At 53.5% G+C, this 16,947-nt stretch carries 16 protein-coding genes; 4 read left to right on the top strand and 12 right to left on the bottom strand.

Annotated elements, in window-relative coordinates:
• Positions 1 to 92 precede the first annotated feature (92 nt).
• On the top strand, positions 93 to 2,186 hold the full coding sequence (locus FE840_RS18665) for a site-specific integrase (protein WP_138289315.1): 2,094 nt from the start codon (positions 93 to 95) through the stop codon (positions 2,184 to 2,186).
• Between the two features lie 414 nt (positions 2,187 to 2,600).
• On the opposite strand, the gene FE840_RS18670 is transcribed toward FE840_RS18665, so the two are convergent.
• Positions 2,601 to 2,912 (bottom strand): hypothetical protein, encoded by a 312-nt coding sequence (locus FE840_RS18670; RefSeq protein ID WP_138289313.1) that lies wholly within the window; start codon positions 2,910 to 2,912, stop codon positions 2,601 to 2,603.
• A 353-nt stretch (positions 2,913 to 3,265) separates the two neighbouring features.
• Between FE840_RS18670 and FE840_RS18675 the strand changes: the two genes are divergently transcribed.
• Entirely contained in the window at positions 3,266 to 3,883 is a 618-nt protein-coding gene (locus FE840_RS18675; protein WP_138289311.1) for a hypothetical protein, read from the top strand.
• A gap of 701 nt (positions 3,884 to 4,584) precedes the next feature.
• Here the strand turns inward: FE840_RS18675 and FE840_RS18680 are convergent.
• The 5 genes from FE840_RS18680 to FE840_RS18700 all read right to left on the bottom strand — a co-directional run bounded on the left by FE840_RS18680 (position 4,585) and on the right by FE840_RS18700 (position 9,350).
• Positions 4,585 to 4,941, bottom strand: coding sequence for a hypothetical protein (locus FE840_RS18680; RefSeq protein WP_138289309.1), 357 nt, complete (start codon positions 4,939 to 4,941; stop codon positions 4,585 to 4,587).
• 160 nt (positions 4,942 to 5,101) lie between these two features.
• A complete protein-coding gene (locus FE840_RS18685; RefSeq protein ID WP_138289307.1) occupies positions 5,102 to 5,905 on the bottom strand; it encodes an ATP-dependent metallopeptidase FtsH/Yme1/Tma family protein in 804 nt (267 codons plus the stop codon).
• Positions 5,906 to 6,161: 256 nt separating this feature from the next.
• Entirely contained in the window at positions 6,162 to 7,877 is a 1,716-nt protein-coding gene (locus FE840_RS18690) for an ATP-binding protein (protein WP_138289306.1), read from the bottom strand.
• Positions 7,874 to 8,302 carry a hypothetical protein gene (locus FE840_RS18695; protein WP_138289304.1) on the bottom strand — a complete coding sequence of 143 codons (429 nt, stop codon included), beginning with the start codon at positions 8,300 to 8,302 and terminating at the stop codon, positions 7,874 to 7,876. Before FE840_RS18695 ends, FE840_RS18690 begins: the two co-directional genes overlap by 4 nt.
• A 109-nt stretch (positions 8,303 to 8,411) precedes the next feature.
• Positions 8,412 to 9,350: a hypothetical protein gene (locus FE840_RS18700; RefSeq protein ID WP_138289302.1), complete on the bottom strand. Its 939-nt coding sequence runs from the start codon at positions 9,348 to 9,350 to the stop codon at positions 8,412 to 8,414.
• A 784-nt stretch (positions 9,351 to 10,134) separates the two neighbouring features.
• On the opposite strand from FE840_RS18700, the gene FE840_RS18705 reads away from it, so the two are divergent.
• A complete protein-coding gene (locus tag FE840_RS18705) occupies positions 10,135 to 11,565 on the top strand; it encodes a mannose-1-phosphate guanylyltransferase/mannose-6-phosphate isomerase (protein WP_138289300.1) in 1,431 nt (476 codons plus the stop codon).
• Between the two features lie 73 nt (positions 11,566 to 11,638).
• A complete protein-coding gene (locus tag FE840_RS18710) occupies positions 11,639 to 12,745 on the top strand; it encodes a glycosyltransferase (protein ID WP_138289298.1) in 1,107 nt (368 codons plus the stop codon).
• Here FE840_RS18710 and FE840_RS18715 read toward each other — a convergent pair.
• From FE840_RS18715 to FE840_RS18740, 6 genes are read right to left on the bottom strand one after another with little or no spacing between them, the layout of a single operon-like run.
• Positions 12,742 to 13,116 carry an EamA family transporter gene (locus FE840_RS18715; RefSeq protein WP_138289296.1) on the bottom strand — a complete coding sequence of 125 codons (375 nt, stop codon included), beginning with the start codon at positions 13,114 to 13,116 and terminating at the stop codon, positions 12,742 to 12,744. The genes FE840_RS18710 and FE840_RS18715 overlap by 4 nt on opposite strands.
• Complete coding sequence (locus FE840_RS18720; protein WP_138289294.1) at positions 13,113 to 14,030, bottom strand: glycoside hydrolase family protein; 918 nt, start codon at positions 14,028 to 14,030, stop codon at positions 13,113 to 13,115. Before FE840_RS18720 ends, FE840_RS18715 begins: the two co-directional genes overlap by 4 nt.
• Positions 14,027 to 14,692 (bottom strand): acetyltransferase, encoded by a 666-nt coding sequence (locus FE840_RS18725; protein ID WP_138289292.1) that lies wholly within the window; start codon positions 14,690 to 14,692, stop codon positions 14,027 to 14,029. Before FE840_RS18725 ends, FE840_RS18720 begins: the two co-directional genes overlap by 4 nt.
• Positions 14,689 to 15,327 carry a class I SAM-dependent methyltransferase gene (locus FE840_RS18730; RefSeq protein WP_138289290.1) on the bottom strand — a complete coding sequence of 213 codons (639 nt, stop codon included), beginning with the start codon at positions 15,325 to 15,327 and terminating at the stop codon, positions 14,689 to 14,691. The genes FE840_RS18725 and FE840_RS18730 overlap by 4 nt, the downstream gene beginning before the upstream one ends.
• Positions 15,308 to 16,237, bottom strand: a complete 930-nt coding sequence (locus FE840_RS18735; protein ID WP_138289288.1) for a glycosyltransferase family 2 protein — start codon at positions 16,235 to 16,237, stop codon at positions 15,308 to 15,310. The genes FE840_RS18730 and FE840_RS18735 overlap by 20 nt, the downstream gene beginning before the upstream one ends.
• The gene (locus tag FE840_RS18740) at positions 16,222 to 16,926 is read right to left on the bottom strand and encodes a WbqC family protein (RefSeq protein ID WP_138289286.1); all 705 of its coding nucleotides are present in this window, start codon (positions 16,924 to 16,926) and stop codon (positions 16,222 to 16,224) included. The genes FE840_RS18735 and FE840_RS18740 overlap by 16 nt, the downstream gene beginning before the upstream one ends.
• Positions 16,927 to 16,947: the final 21 nt, after the last annotated feature.

A 16,947-nucleotide genomic window follows, 5' to 3' on the forward strand; every position in this document is an offset into this window, starting at 1 on the left:
GGTTGTACAACCACTCGCTGCCAGCTTTTACAGCGCCTTGAATTCAAAGGCAATTCCCCGGTTCTTCACGAACCGTTACGGAGGTAATGGCAATGCGAGTAGCGCAAGATGCACACGTTACGGTATCGCGTCCGGTAACGAATCACGACGATCTTTCAACCTCAACCAGCGGCCATCCGGATGCCCATCGGCAGGGTAGACCGGGTCCTTATCTGACGCGCTCAGGCTCCGTTTACATTTTTCAGATTAGGGTGCCCCGAGACCTTGCAGGCGATGTGAAGCCGAGCCTGATCCGGATCAGCATCGGGCCATGCCTGCATCGTCGGGCGCGCATTGTTGCTGATCTTCTCGCGGCAAGAGCTCGTTTGATGTTCGAAGAGCGGAGGGCAATGGCGTTGAGCAATGAAGATAAGGAAAATGATCCGCCGCCCCCGAGCGAACTCGAACTTGCGACATGGCTAGGCCAGGTAAAGGGAGAGCTTGAGGTTCTCTCTTTCTTCTTCCGCCAGCCTGTTGCTCCCATCACTCTTGAGGATCAGAGCAAGCTCGCCGGGATCCGGGATCTGGTTCAAATCAGCCAGCAAGTCGAAGCAAAGGACCGCGGTGAGCCGCATGCTCCGATCGTCGTAGAGAACGCTGAGGCATTGCGTCGCGCTGCTGCCGCAAAATTCAACGTCGAAGATGCTGCGTCATCGGTAGCTCCGAATGCCCCGTTTGCGCCCGCGCAGATGGAACCAGCTCCAGTGCTGGGGGAGGGCAAACAAACTTCGCAGATCGCTAAGCCAGTCGAAGTTGAGCCTGTGGCTTCCGTCGCGGGGGGCATCGAGGTGTCTGCACAAGAGCCGAACTTAACCCCCGAAACGAAATCGGCCGCCTTGTCAAACACGACGTCTTTGACGGGACAAGCTGACTTGCCTTCAGCTCAGCTGGCTACTCACAGTCTTTCCCGGACCGAGAAAATTCCCCTCGATAAACATGGGATGCCGATCTCTCTCGACAAACTGGACAGAAGGTTTGTTTACCGGGCACCCTCGGATGTACCCAAATTCAGCGTAGTTGCGCATCAGTATATCCAGAGCCGGATCGATGAACACGGCGGATACGAAGGTCGGAATATCACAACCGCGAAAATGCGAATTCAAGTTTTTCTCGATCTCATCGGAGACCACCCGGCTGACCGATACAGCGGCGTGGATCTTCAGGCGTTCGTCAATCTGATGGCGCATTGGCCAGGGGATCCAGATGAGCGGCTCGAAAATGAAAGCCCATTCGACACCCTTGAACGCTCCAAGAAAACTAATTTGAAACCGCTTGCGGACAAAACATTGCGCGAGGGTTATGTGGCCGTCGTGAAAGCCGCTCTTCGCTCAGGGATGACCAAATGGGGCTACCGTGATCCATTTGCTGGGGTATCGTTGCGCTACTCTAAGGGCCATCGCAAATCCAAGCCAACCGTGCCTTTGAGTTCCGTGCAGCTCAACCGTATTTTTGAGGAAGGGGTGAAAAGCGGTTACATCGACAATACCCTGTTGCCGCTGCTCGGACATCTAACAGGTCGTCGTATCGGGTTGCTCACATATTTGAAGGGTAGCGACATCCGCGAAAAGTTCGGAAATGTGTGGATCGCTGAAACCGACGGGATCGTCGAGGTCAATGGTGTCTGGGAGCGGGTACCTTACAAGACGGGATACAGCCTCACTTACTTCGTACTTCACGATTTCCTCCGGGAAATTGGCTTCATCGACTGGGCAAAGCGCAGGGGTGACGAATTCCTCTTTCCTGATCTCATGCGGTTGAAGGATCCAGCCGGAAGAGCATCCTCATACATGCAACGCTTGTTTGAAAAGGCTGGCATCGAACGAGGCAGGCGCGAGGTCTTCCATTCGCTCCGCAGCGGAAAGATTGATGATATGAGAGCCAAAAAAATAGACGATCGCGCTCGCAAATTGCAAGTTGGGCATGCGTTGGGCGATGATGAGCATTCGAATTACGGGTCACGAGTTATCACTGAAGACCACGCGTTCGAAATCGCATTTGCGCCGCTCAGTGAACGTGTCGACTACTCCATCTTCAAGGGTCTCGATTTTGACAGGCTTGCGCTCAACCGTCGTAAAAATGGACACCGAAAGCCCGTTGTCCAGGAGACAGAAACGGTGCGTAAGCGTCCAGCAAAGAGGAGATCGTAAGCCTGGTTTCAGGTCCGCATTCTGGGCAAGGACGCTTGGCCACGTTTACTGTGCGTGCCGGCTTTCTTGTCAGATGTTGTGTTTCGGGTGCCGACATGGCCCATCGCCGAGAGCACGCAATCCAGGAACGTCACACGCTCTCCTGCATCGCTTGATGCGACGGGGCGTGGGTCAGTTTCCAGGGTTGACGCTCAGGCGTGTTTGGGTGAAGCTTCGCATCCGTAAACCTGTCCTACCCCTGAGGCCGCCGATCGGAACATCGATCTCGGAAAATCGATTCTCGGCTGAACGCCGTGACGCGGAGTAATGGGGGGAATAGATGCTGTTGTATGGGTACGCCGTTTGCGCGGACAGACTTGCGCGACCAATGGGCCTGTCGACAGCACAACGTACTGCCGATTGTCAGCAGCAAGATCATGCACCGAGATGACGCTTGGGCCTGAAGGGTGAAAGCACAGGATCATATTTTCTGGCAAGCTCCCAGAAGACCTGCTCGGTTTCGTGTTCGCTGAATCCTTGCTTCATCAATTCCGTCAGCAACGAGTTGCACACCTTGCTGAGTGCTTTCTCAGGACAGGAACGTCCCTTGGCTGCAGTAATCATCTGCCACAGCAGAACGCGTGCCAGGTCATCACGATCTGGACGTCGTTTTTCCCGGGACAGTTTGCGCTGATTGCTCTGCCTCCTGGCCTGATCTTCCAGCTTCTGTTTTCTTGATTTTCTCATGGATTTTCTCCTGTTCGGTCGAGCCATGAGTGTCGTCGGCGCTGATGCAAGAGACAAACGGCGTGATGTTTCGCCGGCCGATGAGCCCGTATGTTTCCTGCAATGTTGGCACTCCGGAAGGCGGTTTAGCGGTCAGTCTGCTTGAAAAGAAAGTAGAAACATAAACCATCCCAGATAATTTCTCATACGCTCGTGTAATATATTACATATATTTATTTCAGATCTTGCGTTATCAGAATACTACTCTAAGCGCCGAAAATATTCGATTTTTTTTGACATATACAGTTTATTATGATAATATTGTCCATCAATACTGTAATTGTACTTATTGATTTGAATTGTGGAGAAGAAGAATGAAGTGCAAAGTTTATGTTCAGCGGTTGAGCACAGAGGTAATGGAGCTCACCGCAAACGATAAGTGGGAAGCCCTTGATGTGGCTGTAAAGAAGGTCATTGAGGAGGGTGATAGCAGCGTGATTCGTGTCGCGACGGTCGATGCTCAAGGATGCGTCTACAGTCTGATGATACCAGAATTGCGATGGATTGACTTTGAGCGGCGCGGCCCGCAAGAGGGAAACGAAGTCTCGCAAATCGCGAGCCAGTTCCGCTTGCAGATCGTCAAGAGCTTGAAGATCATCGAGAAGGTTGCGTGCGACTTCTATTCACTCCCCGACCTCGCGGCTGAAAGTAACTGCACCGAAGATGAAGCGCTGTTACATGTTGATATTGAAGATGAATATCGCACGTTGAATTGGCTTATCGAAATTGCGCGAAAAGCGCTTGATCTGCCGGAATATCGTTTTGTCCCTCTTTCAGAACCCATTTCCGAAGAGCTCGGCGACGCGGGTGACTACGAGGAAGATTGCGACTGGTGTGGTCCGAGGCGTCTGGATGGTATTTATCCCGCTCGCTTTTACCGCAATCTACCTCGATCACATCCTGACGCCCGCAGAAAGATGGAGCCAGCCTGAGCTGACTGCGAGGATCCAGTGAAAACCCTGGGTCCTCTTGCCTTATGTTAACGCTGAGAAGTGCCCTTCAAGCCGAAGTCTGTCGATCTGACCCGCCGGGACACAGTTTGTTGCACGATGGTCAAGTTTTCACCGATCTGTTTTGGGTCCACGTAACCATGAGCGTGGTCAAGGTGAAGACAGACTGCCGAGTATCTGATGTGCCGAGCACGGATGCCCGCGTTCACCAGCCCATAGCCGAACTCATGGTCCTCAGCGCCGTAGCCCATACGTTCATCGAACCCGCAGACAGCTAAAGCATCGGATCATCAGCAGGATGAGTTATTTCCATTAAACCGAGCGGTCGAGGGCGAAATCGTATTGAGTAGTCCGTCCACACCCCAGGCGGCTCTTTCAGCTTCGTCCGATGTCTGCGAACCGCTTCATTGCCATTCTCTGTCAGCCATGTTTTGTCAAAGGTCTTCCCAGAAAGGATGTTTTGCTCGTTCAGCAAAAGACCCGTCGGCATGGAAGCTTTAAATTCGCGCACGACAGAAACTTGCGTGGTTTTGCATGGCGGTTATCCGTTCATCCAATCAACAACAATGGGAGATGCTCCGAGCATGGAAATCCCAACTTCCTCTTCGGCTCACCGAGGCCTGCATCAGGTCATCCACTTTCCGCAAGCGATAGCTTCCACGTTCAAATCGCCGACGTAAGTTTCAGACCGGCAGAAGACACGTGACAGAAAACTTGACCGCTACCAGCTTCAGCAGAACCTGAATGAGTTCCGTCGACAGTCGAAACGCCGCTTGCTCAGGAATCGCCGAATTCTGATCCGGAATCGACAAATCCTCATGCTGAATCGCGTCAGCGTAAATTGAGATGAATTGACCTGATTTGCCCGTAACGCGTTTCAGATCGACATGATGTGCGGGCGACCTGGATCGAGTTGGCTGCGAGGTATGTGACCTTGTGACAGGTTTCTGGCAATGCAGGGTCGGTTTCCGAGGGTGACTACAAACCCAGTCACAATCTCCCAATTCAGCACGGATCTGCTGCGTCAGCGCAAAGCTCATGAAGGTCCCTCGCCGGGACCTGTCACGCCGTGACGGCAGGAATCGATTTTCCACAGTTCGGACACGCAAATGCAGAAACAGGAATCGCAGAAGCGGCGTTTGGCAACGCCGATCCGGCATCCGGAATCGAACGGGCGCCGATCGGAATCGCGAACACAGATCACGCCGTGACAGGATCTGTTTTTCTCTCTGTCAAAGCCGGTGCCAGCGCTTTTCGGAACTCATCCCCCGACATGACGCCGATGTCTGCAAGTTCGGCGGCGATCGCGGTCAGGGCCATCCTGTGCCGTGTCAGCATTTCCATCGCCATGGCCTCGGCACGCTTGAGCCGCGCGTCAACCCGGTTTCGAAGCTCGGTGTCGTAGAGCAACTGTTGCTGTGCCTGCTCCGGCGCGACGTAGATCAGCGGGTTGATATCGGAGAAGCCAAGCTGTGTTTCGGCCGCGAGCATCAGCCGCGTTGCCCGGGCCAGATCGCTGTTCGGGTCACCACCGGATCCGGCAAGCGTTTCGCCAAAGACCAGCAGCTCGGCAGTCCTGCCCGCAAGTGAGGAAGCACAGGTGCGCATGAGCCAGTCGTCATTCTGCGGTCGACCTGGTAATGGCGTATACTCGACCTGGCCGAAGCTCTGGCTTGCACCATTCAGGCTGCCACCGACGGTCACGGCGTAGACAGTGCCTGTCTCAAGAAGCGTGTACGCCATGGCATGGCCTACTTCATGCACGGCAAGCCGATAGCGATGATCATCCGTCAGCCTGATGCGAGACGCCATCAACGCCGTCTCGATATCGGCCCAGGTGATGGGCCGCCGTTCGCGCCGTGTCTTCTGCCGCAGTTCGCGCACCAGCCGCTCGATATCCGCTCCGGTTCTGCCACAGGCCAACAGAGCCAGACGGTTAAGCGGCGCAAGATCAGCTCCTTGCCTGGACGATTGATGGCTTACGACATTTGCATATTCGCTCATGCTGTCATCCTCCTGCTACCTGACGCCTTCGCGTTAATGAGCTTTGCCCGGCACTGGAATTCGTCGCTTCCGGCTCAGCCTTATCTTGAACCTGAGCGACGTCGGGTTTGCCTGCCTTTGGCGCGGTCTCGATGACGTTCGCAAGATCTGCCCCGAGATGATGCGCCAGAATACCTGTGAGTGCCTCGATATCTGGCCGCGGGATCTGCACATGCCGCTCCAACCGTCCTGATCGCAGGAGTGCTGGATCGAGTTTCTACGGCAGGTTCGTTGCGGCAACAATGATCACGCCTTCTGTCTTTGCAGCCCCGTCGATCAGCTCGAGAACGCGGTTGATCAGCGATGCCCAATAATCATCGTGCCCTCTGTCACCTCGGCTCTCTCCTGACGCGCGTGATCCCAGATTGTCGATCTCGTCGATAAACAGGATCGCAGGCCTGTGCTCGGACGCAACCGTGAAGGCGGCATTGATCGATTTCAGGACGTCGCCAAGATAACTGGCTTCCAGCCAACGGGCGACGGAGGTTGCAAGCAGCGGTACCTGTAACGTGTTGCAGAGCGCTTTCGCGAAGGTCGTCTTGCCTGTTCCAGGGGGACCGGAGAGAAGCAGTCGACTGCTCAACTCGCTCCATTCCAGCAAACCCTGATGCCAGAGATCAAGATCGAGCTTGAGACTGGCCGCCCAGTCAGATGCTTCGCCATAGCCGCTGAGTGTCTCGACCCGCAGAACAGCTTCGGTGTCGGCAGGCTGCGGGCGGATGACCTCCACGGGCGCAGAGCCCGTGCTCTTGCGTTTCTCCTCTGGCTTTGCACCCGACTTCCATTCCGGAACAGCGGAGCTCTTCTTGCGGCCGGAGGATCCGTCGGAGCCTTCGGCATCACCACTCTCCGGATCTGTTGAACGATCCTCCTTGAGAGCCTCCAATGCGGAAATGATTTCCGCATTGGAGCGTCCCGGACGCACGATCAGCGCGAGGTCATCGAGATGCAGATGATCGAGTGTCAGCCCCTTCGCCCGCATCAGTTCAAGAGACTGTTTCGGCGCAATGCCGCAACAGATCTGCAAAAGCTCGGCCAGCAAGGTGTGATCGAGTCCATGTGTCTCAAGCACAAGGACAGCGGCGTGCATGATGATATCCGGCAGGTCCTGGTTCGTCTGATCGACCAGCAGAACGGGCGGCGCAGGCTCGCTGTTGATTGTGTCACTCAGGGCTCTGCCGAGCGCTCGATCCCAGATTTTGTACACCTCGCTTCCGGCAATCGTCTTGATCGGCTTGCGCAGTTTTCCCCGTCGTCGCTCGCCGTAGTCGCAGATCCCGGCGAGACGCACGAGTTCCTCAAGCTTCATCCAGGAGGGGGTGAGCAGTCCGTCTTCGAGCGAACGGCCACAATGGCGCTGGAAGCCAGGGACTGGGATGCGCAAGACAATGAACGGGTCTGGGCGACACAAGACCGCACGCAGCGCCTCCCATCCGCCAGGGTGTGATCCGACAGCACGCGCAATCAGCAGGGCCACGGCTGCGGGGGCTGCTTTTGGAAGCGGCAGATGTTCACGAAGAGCGGCCAGCGCTTCACGCTCGGATGCGGCCTGGCGCTCAAGCTCTGTATCGGATGCTGAAGATGATGCTGACAACGACAACGAGGTCGCCGATGTCCGGGCTTCTCGAACCGGTACAGCTGGCGTCTGTTGCGATTGCCAGGGCTCCGCAAGAGAATCGCCTTGCCGGCCGGCATTGCCGAGCCTGCGGGAGAGGATATGTTTGCCTTGATTCCCAAGCGATAGCAGATCCATCAGCTCGACAGTCGGAACCCAGCGACTGATCATACTTTGTCCACCATTGAGACCGGGGTCGTGGGCGGTCTCATCAAGCAGACCCGCAACAGCTGCATGCTGATAGAGATCGAGAACGGCAAGCCGTCGAATACGGCGAAGCAGGTATCGCGTCACGCGATCGGTGAGGATCTCCATCATGCCTTCTCCTCGACCACGGGCTTTGGGCCTTTGCCTTCAAGCCAGTCGCGGACCATCAGACCAGTCGGGTCGCCGGCCGCGCAGAGCTTTTCCAGATCTTTGCGGATCATGTCAGGAAGACTGCTCAAGGCGATCGGCCGTTTACGAGTCCAATGGATGGCCTGACGCACAATGAAGGCCGGATCGACCGGGCGGCTCACCGTCCGAAGCTTCTTGAAGGCCCGGTACTCGATGCAGTTCTCGGGCGACGAGTTTCCGGGACGAGCCATTCGTGCCTCGAATGCCTGCCGGGCTCGCGACGGCTTCTTCGGAACTGTCGATGCCAGGGCTGCTGAAGAATGAGCCGCTGATTCCGAGACCGCTTTGGACACAGAAACAGGGCGGATCGGGAAGGCAATGACGGTTGCTGATGGTTGTTTCGACATGACGTGTTTCCTCTGCCGCAGCATCAGCGATGCGCGGTCACAATGACGGAATGAATGGATGAACGATGGATTGGGGAAGCGACCGGCGCCGGCCGACCGATAACTCCGGCTAGCTCAGCGCCTGTGCCCGAACAGTCGGCAGAGTCGCAAACCCAATCCGGATCTCTGGTCGCTCGCCTGCACCAGCAGCACCCACTATTCGATCGTCACGATCGGACGCTCTGCTCTTATCGGGAGCATGTCGCTGTGTGTCAGCCCAAGGCATTGCCCCGGCCCGACGCTCATCCGAGCTCAATTCCCGGGCTTGATGATAATGTTGCAGGGCCTCACGCCAGACCTGTTCGACCGCCGTCTGGAACGACCGTCGCAGATAGGCAATCGCCTTGCCCGCACCTTCGACTTCAAGCAGGTGATCGAGATCGCTGACGGGCCAGATGCCCGAGGAAGCATCACGACTGGCATTCTGGGCGTCGAGAATGACGACCTGAACGGCTTCTACACTGAGCCGATGATGCTCTTGATAAAGCAGATCAGGAACGGTCAGTGCGCCCGCAAGCATGCGCTTCTTCAGCTCCTGCAGGCGCACAGCATCGTATGAACTGAGACTGCGCTTGACGTCGACAACATGTGCAACCTTTGTGCCCCGGTTCACGATGATCAAGTCGGGCGTGTAGCCCCGCCGGCCGCCGCTATCGGCATCGAGCGTCAGTGATGCATAATGGCGAGGATCGTTGCGCTCTACGACATCGAGAGCCGCCTTGCTGACGGGCAGGCGGATGTTCTCCGTCAACACGACAAGTTCGGGATTGAGGCCCGCAATCAACTGAATGCCGCGCTCGATCAGGCGGCCCTCGGTCGCCGGCAGACCGCGAAGCTGGCTGGAGACGTCGGAAAGTCCTGACGCAAGCGCGTGCATCAGAGCGGTCGAGCCGAAGCTCGATGTCAGCACCTGATGGCACAGTTCATGAAGCCTCGGATGCAGCACATCCGGATTGACGGCATGCGAATGGGTTGGTGCGGAATTCGCACCGGAAACGGTGTTGGTCATGTTATGTATCCTGTTGTTGAGCGTCATCTGGGCAAGGGTCATGGCCCGGCTGAGGACGCCATCCGGCGCGCTCGACCATCACAAATGCCAGCGATGTCAGAATGGTTCGATCAGGCCTGCGGAAACGCAGACGGTGAGCGGGCGCCAGCAAAGGCAAAACGCCTAGTTGCAAGGCCACGATCTGAACGGGGATCAACAGGATCCATATGAGGGAGTGCTTCCATGACGGAAGCGAAGCGGATAAGGGTCTTCATAGCCCAATTCCTTCTCAGATAAGGTTGCGGGTCAGGCCCTCGTTCGGTGTTCCACCACCAGCGGGGGCCGCTTAAGTTCCGGAGATCATTCGGTTATCCGGAACGATCCAGACTTAGCCCGGAGATCGCTCGCCGACAAGATGAATAGAACGCATCCGGAACAAAGAGCTCCGGTATGGTTAACGAGGGCGCGTCTTACGATTCGATACTCTCGGTAAAAATTGCTGCGGTGAGCATAACGATGGACCCGTTTCAAGTAGAACGACGAGGATCGGCATTGATTGGCTAGCTCTACCTTTACGTCTCTTTCTGGCGATTGACTCTACGTGCGTTTCCGCTAGGAGCTCAATTCTCATAAGTATGCCCAGTGCAGGCACGCCGTGACTGTGCGAAAGAGGGTTCTAGGCGCGCTTTCGGCAGAGCCAACCCCCTCTGAAAGTTGTCGGGCAGGCTTGCGAAGTGCGCAAGTGATTCTGTAATCCAACTCCAGCAACCCGAATGCAGTTCCTGTTCTACTAACGGAGATTCCGATGAGCCGACCAAAAATCGTTCCAGTTATCATGGCGGGCGGAAAAGGTACGCGGCTCTGGCCATTGTCGCGTTCTAGTGCGCCGAAACAGTTCATCCAGGTTGTCGATGAAAAAACGCTCTTCCAGGAGACCCTGAAGCGCGTTGCGGACCCTGCCCTCTATGAAGCGCCTGTCGTGATCACCAATCAGGACTTCCGCTTCACGGTGGCTGAGCAGGCTCGAGAGGTTGGCGTCACTCTCTCTGCCATTATTCTTGAGCCAGTGGCGCGGAATACAGCTGCGGCAATTGCCGCAGCTGCTTTTCATCTTAAGAACGCATGCGGCGATACCGCTATCCTCCAGCTTCTGGCCTCAGATCACGAGATTGATGCTGGCTGCGCTTGGAGCGATGCTGTCGCAATTGCACGTGATACAGCAGCTTCCGGCAAGATCGTGACATTTGGCATCACGCCAACCGAGCCCGCAACTGGCTACGGTTATATCGAGCAGGGCGATGCACTGTCGACTTGTGCGTACCACGTTAAGCGGTTCGTCGAGAAGCCGCAGCTTGCCGCCGCGGAAGAAATGATCGCAGCTGGCGGGTATTTCTGGAATTCCGGTATCTTTATGTCGCGCGTCGACCTGCTGCTCAGCGAGCTCGAAGCCTACGCCCCAATTGTCTATGAGGCAGCTGCCGCGGCCGTTGCTGCAGCTGCGATCGATCTCGACTTCGTTCGTCTTGATGAGGAAAGCTTCCAGGCGAGCCCTGATATCTCGATCGACTACGCCGTGATGGAAAAGACGCAGAACGCAGCCGTCGTCACCTCAGCATTCGCCTGGTCAGATCTCGGAAGCTGGGATGCGGTTTGGAAGCTCGGCGACAAGGATGCCAATGGCAACGTCGTCATCGGTCATGCGACGGTCATGAATACTGAGAACTCCTTGGTCCTTTCGCGTGCATCGCATGTCGCCGTCCAGGGACTGAAGGACGTGGCGGTGATTGCCAGCGAAGACGCCGTATATGTGGGCCGCCTGGATGAAGCTCAGGAAGTGGGCAAACTCGTCAAGGCTCTAGCGCTCTCCAAGGGAACTTCACGTCTGACGGAGACCCATCCAACCGCCTATCGTCCATGGGGAGGCTACACCTCTCTGTTAAACGGCGATCGCTTTCAAGTGAAGCGCCTGTTTGTTCTGCCGGGCAAGAAGCTATCGCTGCAAAAGCACTTCCATCGATCGGAACACTGGATCTGTGTAAAGGGTACCGCTGAGGTCACCGTCGGTGACAAGGTCATGTTCGTTCGAGAGAACGAATCCGTCTACATCCCGCAAGGCGATTTGCATCGACTGTATAACCCAGGGAAGATCATCCTGGAGATGATCGAGGTGCAGACCGGATCTTATCTCGGCGAAGACGATATTGTCCGTGTTTCGGACGAGTTTGGACGCGGCTAACTGCGGACTACCAGTCACGGCGCCATCCGTCATCCGAATGACGCCGTAACTGGTTCAATTTAAGGATCTTGAAATGCGCGTCCTTCATGTCTTTAAGACCTACTATCCGGATACTTTTGGCGGCGTAGAGCGAACTATCCACGCGATCGCAAAGGGTGCTCTCGCGCATGGTATCCAGTCCGACGTGCTGTCGCTTAGCCGTGACCCTGTGCCCAACACCGTCGAATTCGACGGCCATATGGCCTATAAGGCGAATCTCGATCTCGAACTCGCCTCTACCGGCTTTTCGCGCGAGGCTTTCTCAAAGTTCAGAGATCTGTGCCGTAAAGCTGATGTCGTTCACTACCACTTCCCCTGGCCGTTCATGGATCTGCTGCATCTCATGCATCCACCAGGAAAGCCAAGTGTCGTTACCTATCATTCCGATATCGTGAAACAGAAGCTGCTGATGCGGCTCTACAAGCCATTGATGCATCGCTTTCTGTCGAGCGTGACGAGGATCGTTGCGACGTCGCCAAACTACCTAGAGAGTAGCGAGGTGCTGCAGCGATACCGAGACAAGACGGTAGTAATCCCGATCGGGCTCGATGAGGCGGACTATCCCCGCGCCTGTCAGGAGCTAAAGGATCGCTGGATCACCCGCTTCCCCAAGCCGTTTTTCCTCTTTGTCGGCGTGCTGCGCTATTACAAGGGGCTGCATACGCTGATTGAAGCGTCAAAGAATGTGAACACCGACATCCTGATCGTGGGGCAAGGGCCCATGGAAGGGAGGCTGAAGGCGCAAGCTGTCAGCGCTGGCCTGACCAATGTTCATTTCCTTGGCGCTGTTAGTGACATCGACAAGGCAGCATTGCTGGAGCTCTGTACGGCATTTGTTTTCCCGTCGAATCTTCGGTCGGAAGCATACGGACTTTCACTCGTTGAGGCAGCAATGTTTGGGAAGCCTATGATTAGCTGCGAGATTGGAACTGGAACCAGTTTTGTGAACAAGGATGGAAAGACGGGGATTGTGGTTCCTCCTAAAGATGCGGAGGCATTGGTGAGGGCGCTTAACACTATGCAAAATGAAGCTGTCGCTGGCGCTTACGCCCTTCATTCAGAAGCACACTTTCGTGCAGAACTAAGCGCTAAAGCCATGGCGGAACGCTATTCAACTCTATATCGACGGCTGCTTAGCTAACCACGTGCCGCTACCACAGTACCAAAAACAATCAATCCTACACCTAGTGTCTTTTGCATGCTCATAGGCTCACTCAAAACCCAGCTACTCAGCAGCAAGACCACGACGAAGTTGATGCTCATGAAGGGGTATGCGTGACTAAGATCAAACTTAGTCATGGCTGCCATCCAAGCAAGAGATGCCAAAAACGCTGCAGAAAACCCTGAAAATATTGCCGGATCAAACAGAGCAGCAACAAGAAATCTGACCTTATCTAAAAATTCGACAGGCAGTGGACCGAGCTGAGAAATTCGCCATTTCAGGATAATCTGCCCGTATACCGTAAAGCCCAACGTGGCAAGTATGTAGGTATAGTCAAAATAGCGATTCATGATAGGACTTCTAGCACAGCCAAGCCAAACCCTGTCTGTCCGTAACCATTTCCATTGTACAGCATATATCGAGCTCCATCGTGGTCAAACACAAAAGGATACTCAATCATTTCAGAATCCCAGCCACTTAAAGAAACATCAATCGCACAATCGGCATCAAGCCGATTCCACTTTATACCATTTTGCGATTCCGCATAACCGATTCGATACGTAGAGCCTCTGCAAGAAAACCACATTTTCCAGCAGTCAGGGTCTCGAATAACGGACGGTCTGGAAATAGCATACTCTGTATCATCAGCGTAGTCTATCGCCACGATACCTTCTCTGTTCCACGAAATCCCATTGACTGATTCAGCATATTTAATGTGATATCGGTGCTCTAACCTCCCGTTCAGTAATCTCCAGTCAGTACAGGATAGATACCACATTCGCCACTTATCTTGATCAGGCAATACACAGCAGCTTGCAACAAAATGAGGCTCGGTCACCGAGCGGTCAATAATCGGACCTGCAGCATATCTTCTAAAGTCCCCATCATGCTCGCTTATACATAGGCCAATCGAGTTTCTAAACGGTACTGTTACGCCAAGATTCCAACCGATATAGTAGAGGAACCGTTGTTCGCCGTGCTGAGCAATCCAAGTTGCCATCGCGCCACTATCGTCGAATTCACCCAAACTCCCAGGGCCTATAACTGGAGAACTCGATACTGCAAGTATTTCTTTTGGTCTGGTTATATCTATAATTATGTAGCCGGTATAACTTCGATTGTTTTTATCCCTCGAGCTGAAGTAAATTTTAAAAATATTTCCGTTTAAACGCTCTGCGATGGGCACGGAAGCATGAGAATGCATCCATTCGATACTGCCTGAAGGGCAGAAAATTTTACCAAGCTTTCTCCAGTAAAATTTCATATGCCTTTTAGCCTTGTGCTGGGTACTTTTGCGCGCTCGGTAGCAATGCCCATGTATACACCTTCAGGTGCAGCATCTGAGAGAAGCAATGCGCCGGCGCCAACAACGCATCTATCTCCTATTTTAATATGATCGCGTAATGTTGCATTCACACCAATGAAGCATTGCTCGCCAATATCGACACCGCCTGAGATTACCACATGCGATGCGATGAAAGTGTGATCGTGGACCACTGAATGATGACCTATGTGGTTCCCACTCCACAAAGTGACGTTGTTACCTATTGTGACGAACGGCTGAATAGTATTATCTTCGAAGACAAAACAATTTTCGCCGATTGCGCCGTCGTTAAGCACGGTCGCTCTCGAACTAATGTAGCTAACCATCTTGTAGCCCATTCCCTTCGCGGCTAGGAACTTCTCTTTGCGGATAGCATTCAGCTTCGAGTAACTCAGCGCGACAAAAAAAACATGAGTATCAGGTGGGTATATTTTGCTGACATCCTCAAATGGCACAACCGGCAATCCACAAAAAATATGATCCTTTATGTAATTCGCATCCACCGTAAACGCAACGACTTCATAATTTGAGTCTGTGCTGAAGTAATACAACGCCAGTTGAGCAATGTCGCCCGATCCAAAGATTACAAGCGGTCTTCTCATGGACTCTTCCTCACCAAAATCGTGAATTCATAAAGACCGTAGTCATGAAGCAATGCGACCTGACGTGAATAGCGGCGTTTACACAAATCGAACAACCGGCAGGGGTCTGCGTAATAGAGATGGCCTCGCTTCTTCTCCGCGTCTGAGTATGAAGTCAGACAGTTGAAAGCGAAACCTAAGTTGCTAGTTCGGTCAAGAACGTCCAAAGTTGCCTGAAGATAATCAAACCACTCCGCGTCAGAATTTCCCAAGCGTACATTAAAGATGCCACTGGCAATGCCGTAGTCGGCGATCTCGTCTGGCGCCGCTGCGACGATGAAGCGAGCTCGTTCAGAGGTTGCGTGTCGGTGAGTAGCAATCTCGACCATTTCGCGAGACACATCCACTCCGAGATAAGTAGACTTTCCATGCTTTTCAAGCAGGTAGTCAAGCAGGGCACCGTAGCCGCACCCCAGATCGTTTAAGGAGAATTCAGGCGTAGTCGGGTCGATACATTTGCATAACTGTTCAAACCGAACTAATTGGCTGCCTTCACCGTTCCAGTCGACTCCGCGAGGCGTATCGCCATGTTCTGCGAGCTTCCCCGCGTAATACGTTGCAACCTCATTTAGCAGGTTAGTCTGATTTCTTTGCATAAATCTGCCTCACTATGGTGTAGGGTCTCTGCTTTGTCTCAGAAAATATCTTGGATAAGTAGATGCCGACGACACCTATGAAAGAGATGATCATTCCTCCAAGGAGCCAAATAGAAGCCATAACTGAAGTCCAGCCACTCATGGTCTCTGCTAAGAAGAGCCATTGCGCAACAATGTACCCGATATAAGCTAGTGCAAACGAAGAGATTGATATGCCTATATAAAATATGCTTACTAGAGGAGCATTGCTAAATGAAGTCACTGAGTTGACCAGCAATGACATCTTTCTGCGAAGTGTGTAGGTAGTTTCGCTGGTGCTATGTTTTATGACCGTCTGAGATCTCTGGTCAAAACCTGTGATGTGCCACAAGCCTGCCATAAAAACTTCCCGCTCTTGATGGCTCAATAGCGCATCTACATAACGCCTTGACATTAACCGGGTAGTCACAACGTTTTCCGGCAAGGCAAGCCCAGTGAGAGCTTTGAAGAGATCATAAAACCACTGACCGCTCCATCGCTCAAACCAGCTTCCTTTTCTGTGCGCTTGAACTCCGTACACCACATCACATTGGTCCCGGTCCATCTGCCGAGCAAAGGCAATGAGCCACTCCGGTTCCTCTTCAAGGTCGCTATCGATAAGAAAAACCAGATCTCCTTTGGCGTGCGCCAATCCGGTCATCATCGCTTTGTGATGCCCGAAATTACGGGACAGATCAATTACCTGGACGTGTGGATCTTGGCCCGTGATTCTGACAGCCAAGTCCAAGCTATTATCTGGTGAGCCATCGTTCACAAGCACTATTTCATAGTCGCCTCCGACCATCCGAATTGCACTGGCGCTCGCACGTTCGTGAAACTCTTGAATATAGCGAGCAGATTTGTAAAGAGTTGCGACTATTGAGAGTTTAATTTCACGTTCCTCATGTGCCGAGGGCTGTCTTTGCCACAGTTAAATAGAAGATCAAGAACTGTAACTCCATGCGCGAACTCCCCCCAGAGCTGCGGATATGCGGAGTATCCAGCGTAATCGAACCAGGTCAGCTCGATCCCTAAATCTGAAAATATCTTTTCATCTATATACCCTTTGGCTGCTGGTCCTGAGATGTAGCGAGTTCCACCGGCTTGCACACACAGATGAGCCAGTCGCTCTGTTTTGCCTTCTGCCAATGTGTATTCGCTTGAGCTGGTAATGGAAGTCTTTATTGATAAATATGAGCAGATGGCTTCGATAAAATAGCGGTTGAGTTGCGAGATATGAGTAAATTCTTGCTCAAGGTACAACGGTTCCAACCATGACGCGATTTCCAAGAAATGGCGAGCTCGACGATAATTCTGCGCTAGTGATTTCCAATGCGCAGATGCCCAAGAAGTGCCATCAATCTCGGTCTCTTTGATTTTTTGGTGGTACTTCCCTTTTACTAAGACCGGAACCGTAAGCCACTGAATTCCTTGCGGCGTTTTAATCTGGTTTCGATTTCGCCAGTCGCGGCGCGTGTACTGCATGTCGTCAAAAAGAATAAATTCATCGACGGCTGCGATCAAATCAAAATAGCCCTTCCAAGGTATATAATTGGACTGCAATATGGCGACTGTTTTCATGACTTCTCGCCTCATGCTTTA

The sequence above is a fragment of the Peteryoungia desertarenae genome (assembly GCF_005860795.2).
Taxonomy (GTDB): Bacteria; Pseudomonadota; Alphaproteobacteria; order Rhizobiales; family Rhizobiaceae; genus Allorhizobium; species Allorhizobium desertarenae.

Coding starts and splice junctions, on each gene's coding strand:
- FE840_RS18665 (WP_138289315.1), top strand. CDS start 93: ATGCGAGTAGCGCAAGATGCACACGTTACGGTATCGCGTCCGGTAACG.
- FE840_RS18670 (WP_138289313.1), bottom strand. CDS start 2,912: ATGAGAAAATCAAGAAAACAGAAGCTGGAAGATCAGGCCAGGAGGCAG.
- FE840_RS18675 (WP_138289311.1), top strand. CDS start 3,266: ATGAAGTGCAAAGTTTATGTTCAGCGGTTGAGCACAGAGGTAATGGAG.
- FE840_RS18680 (WP_138289309.1), bottom strand. CDS start 4,941: ATGAGCTTTGCGCTGACGCAGCAGATCCGTGCTGAATTGGGAGATTGT.
- FE840_RS18685 (WP_138289307.1), bottom strand. CDS start 5,905: ATGAGCGAATATGCAAATGTCGTAAGCCATCAATCGTCCAGGCAAGGA.
- FE840_RS18690 (WP_138289306.1), bottom strand. CDS start 7,877: ATGATGGAGATCCTCACCGATCGCGTGACGCGATACCTGCTTCGCCGT.
- FE840_RS18695 (WP_138289304.1), bottom strand. CDS start 8,302: ATGTCGAAACAACCATCAGCAACCGTCATTGCCTTCCCGATCCGCCCT.
- FE840_RS18700 (WP_138289302.1), bottom strand. CDS start 9,350: ATGACCAACACCGTTTCCGGTGCGAATTCCGCACCAACCCATTCGCAT.
- FE840_RS18705 (WP_138289300.1), top strand. CDS start 10,135: ATGAGCCGACCAAAAATCGTTCCAGTTATCATGGCGGGCGGAAAAGGT.
- FE840_RS18710 (WP_138289298.1), top strand. CDS start 11,639: ATGCGCGTCCTTCATGTCTTTAAGACCTACTATCCGGATACTTTTGGC.
- FE840_RS18715 (WP_138289296.1), bottom strand. CDS start 13,116: ATGAATCGCTATTTTGACTATACCTACATACTTGCCACGTTGGGCTTT.
- FE840_RS18720 (WP_138289294.1), bottom strand. CDS start 14,030: ATGAAATTTTACTGGAGAAAGCTTGGTAAAATTTTCTGCCCTTCAGGC.
- FE840_RS18725 (WP_138289292.1), bottom strand. CDS start 14,692: ATGAGAAGACCGCTTGTAATCTTTGGATCGGGCGACATTGCTCAACTG.
- FE840_RS18730 (WP_138289290.1), bottom strand. CDS start 15,327: ATGCAAAGAAATCAGACTAACCTGCTAAATGAGGTTGCAACGTATTAC.
- FE840_RS18740 (WP_138289286.1), bottom strand. CDS start 16,926: ATGAAAACAGTCGCCATATTGCAGTCCAATTATATACCTTGGAAGGGC.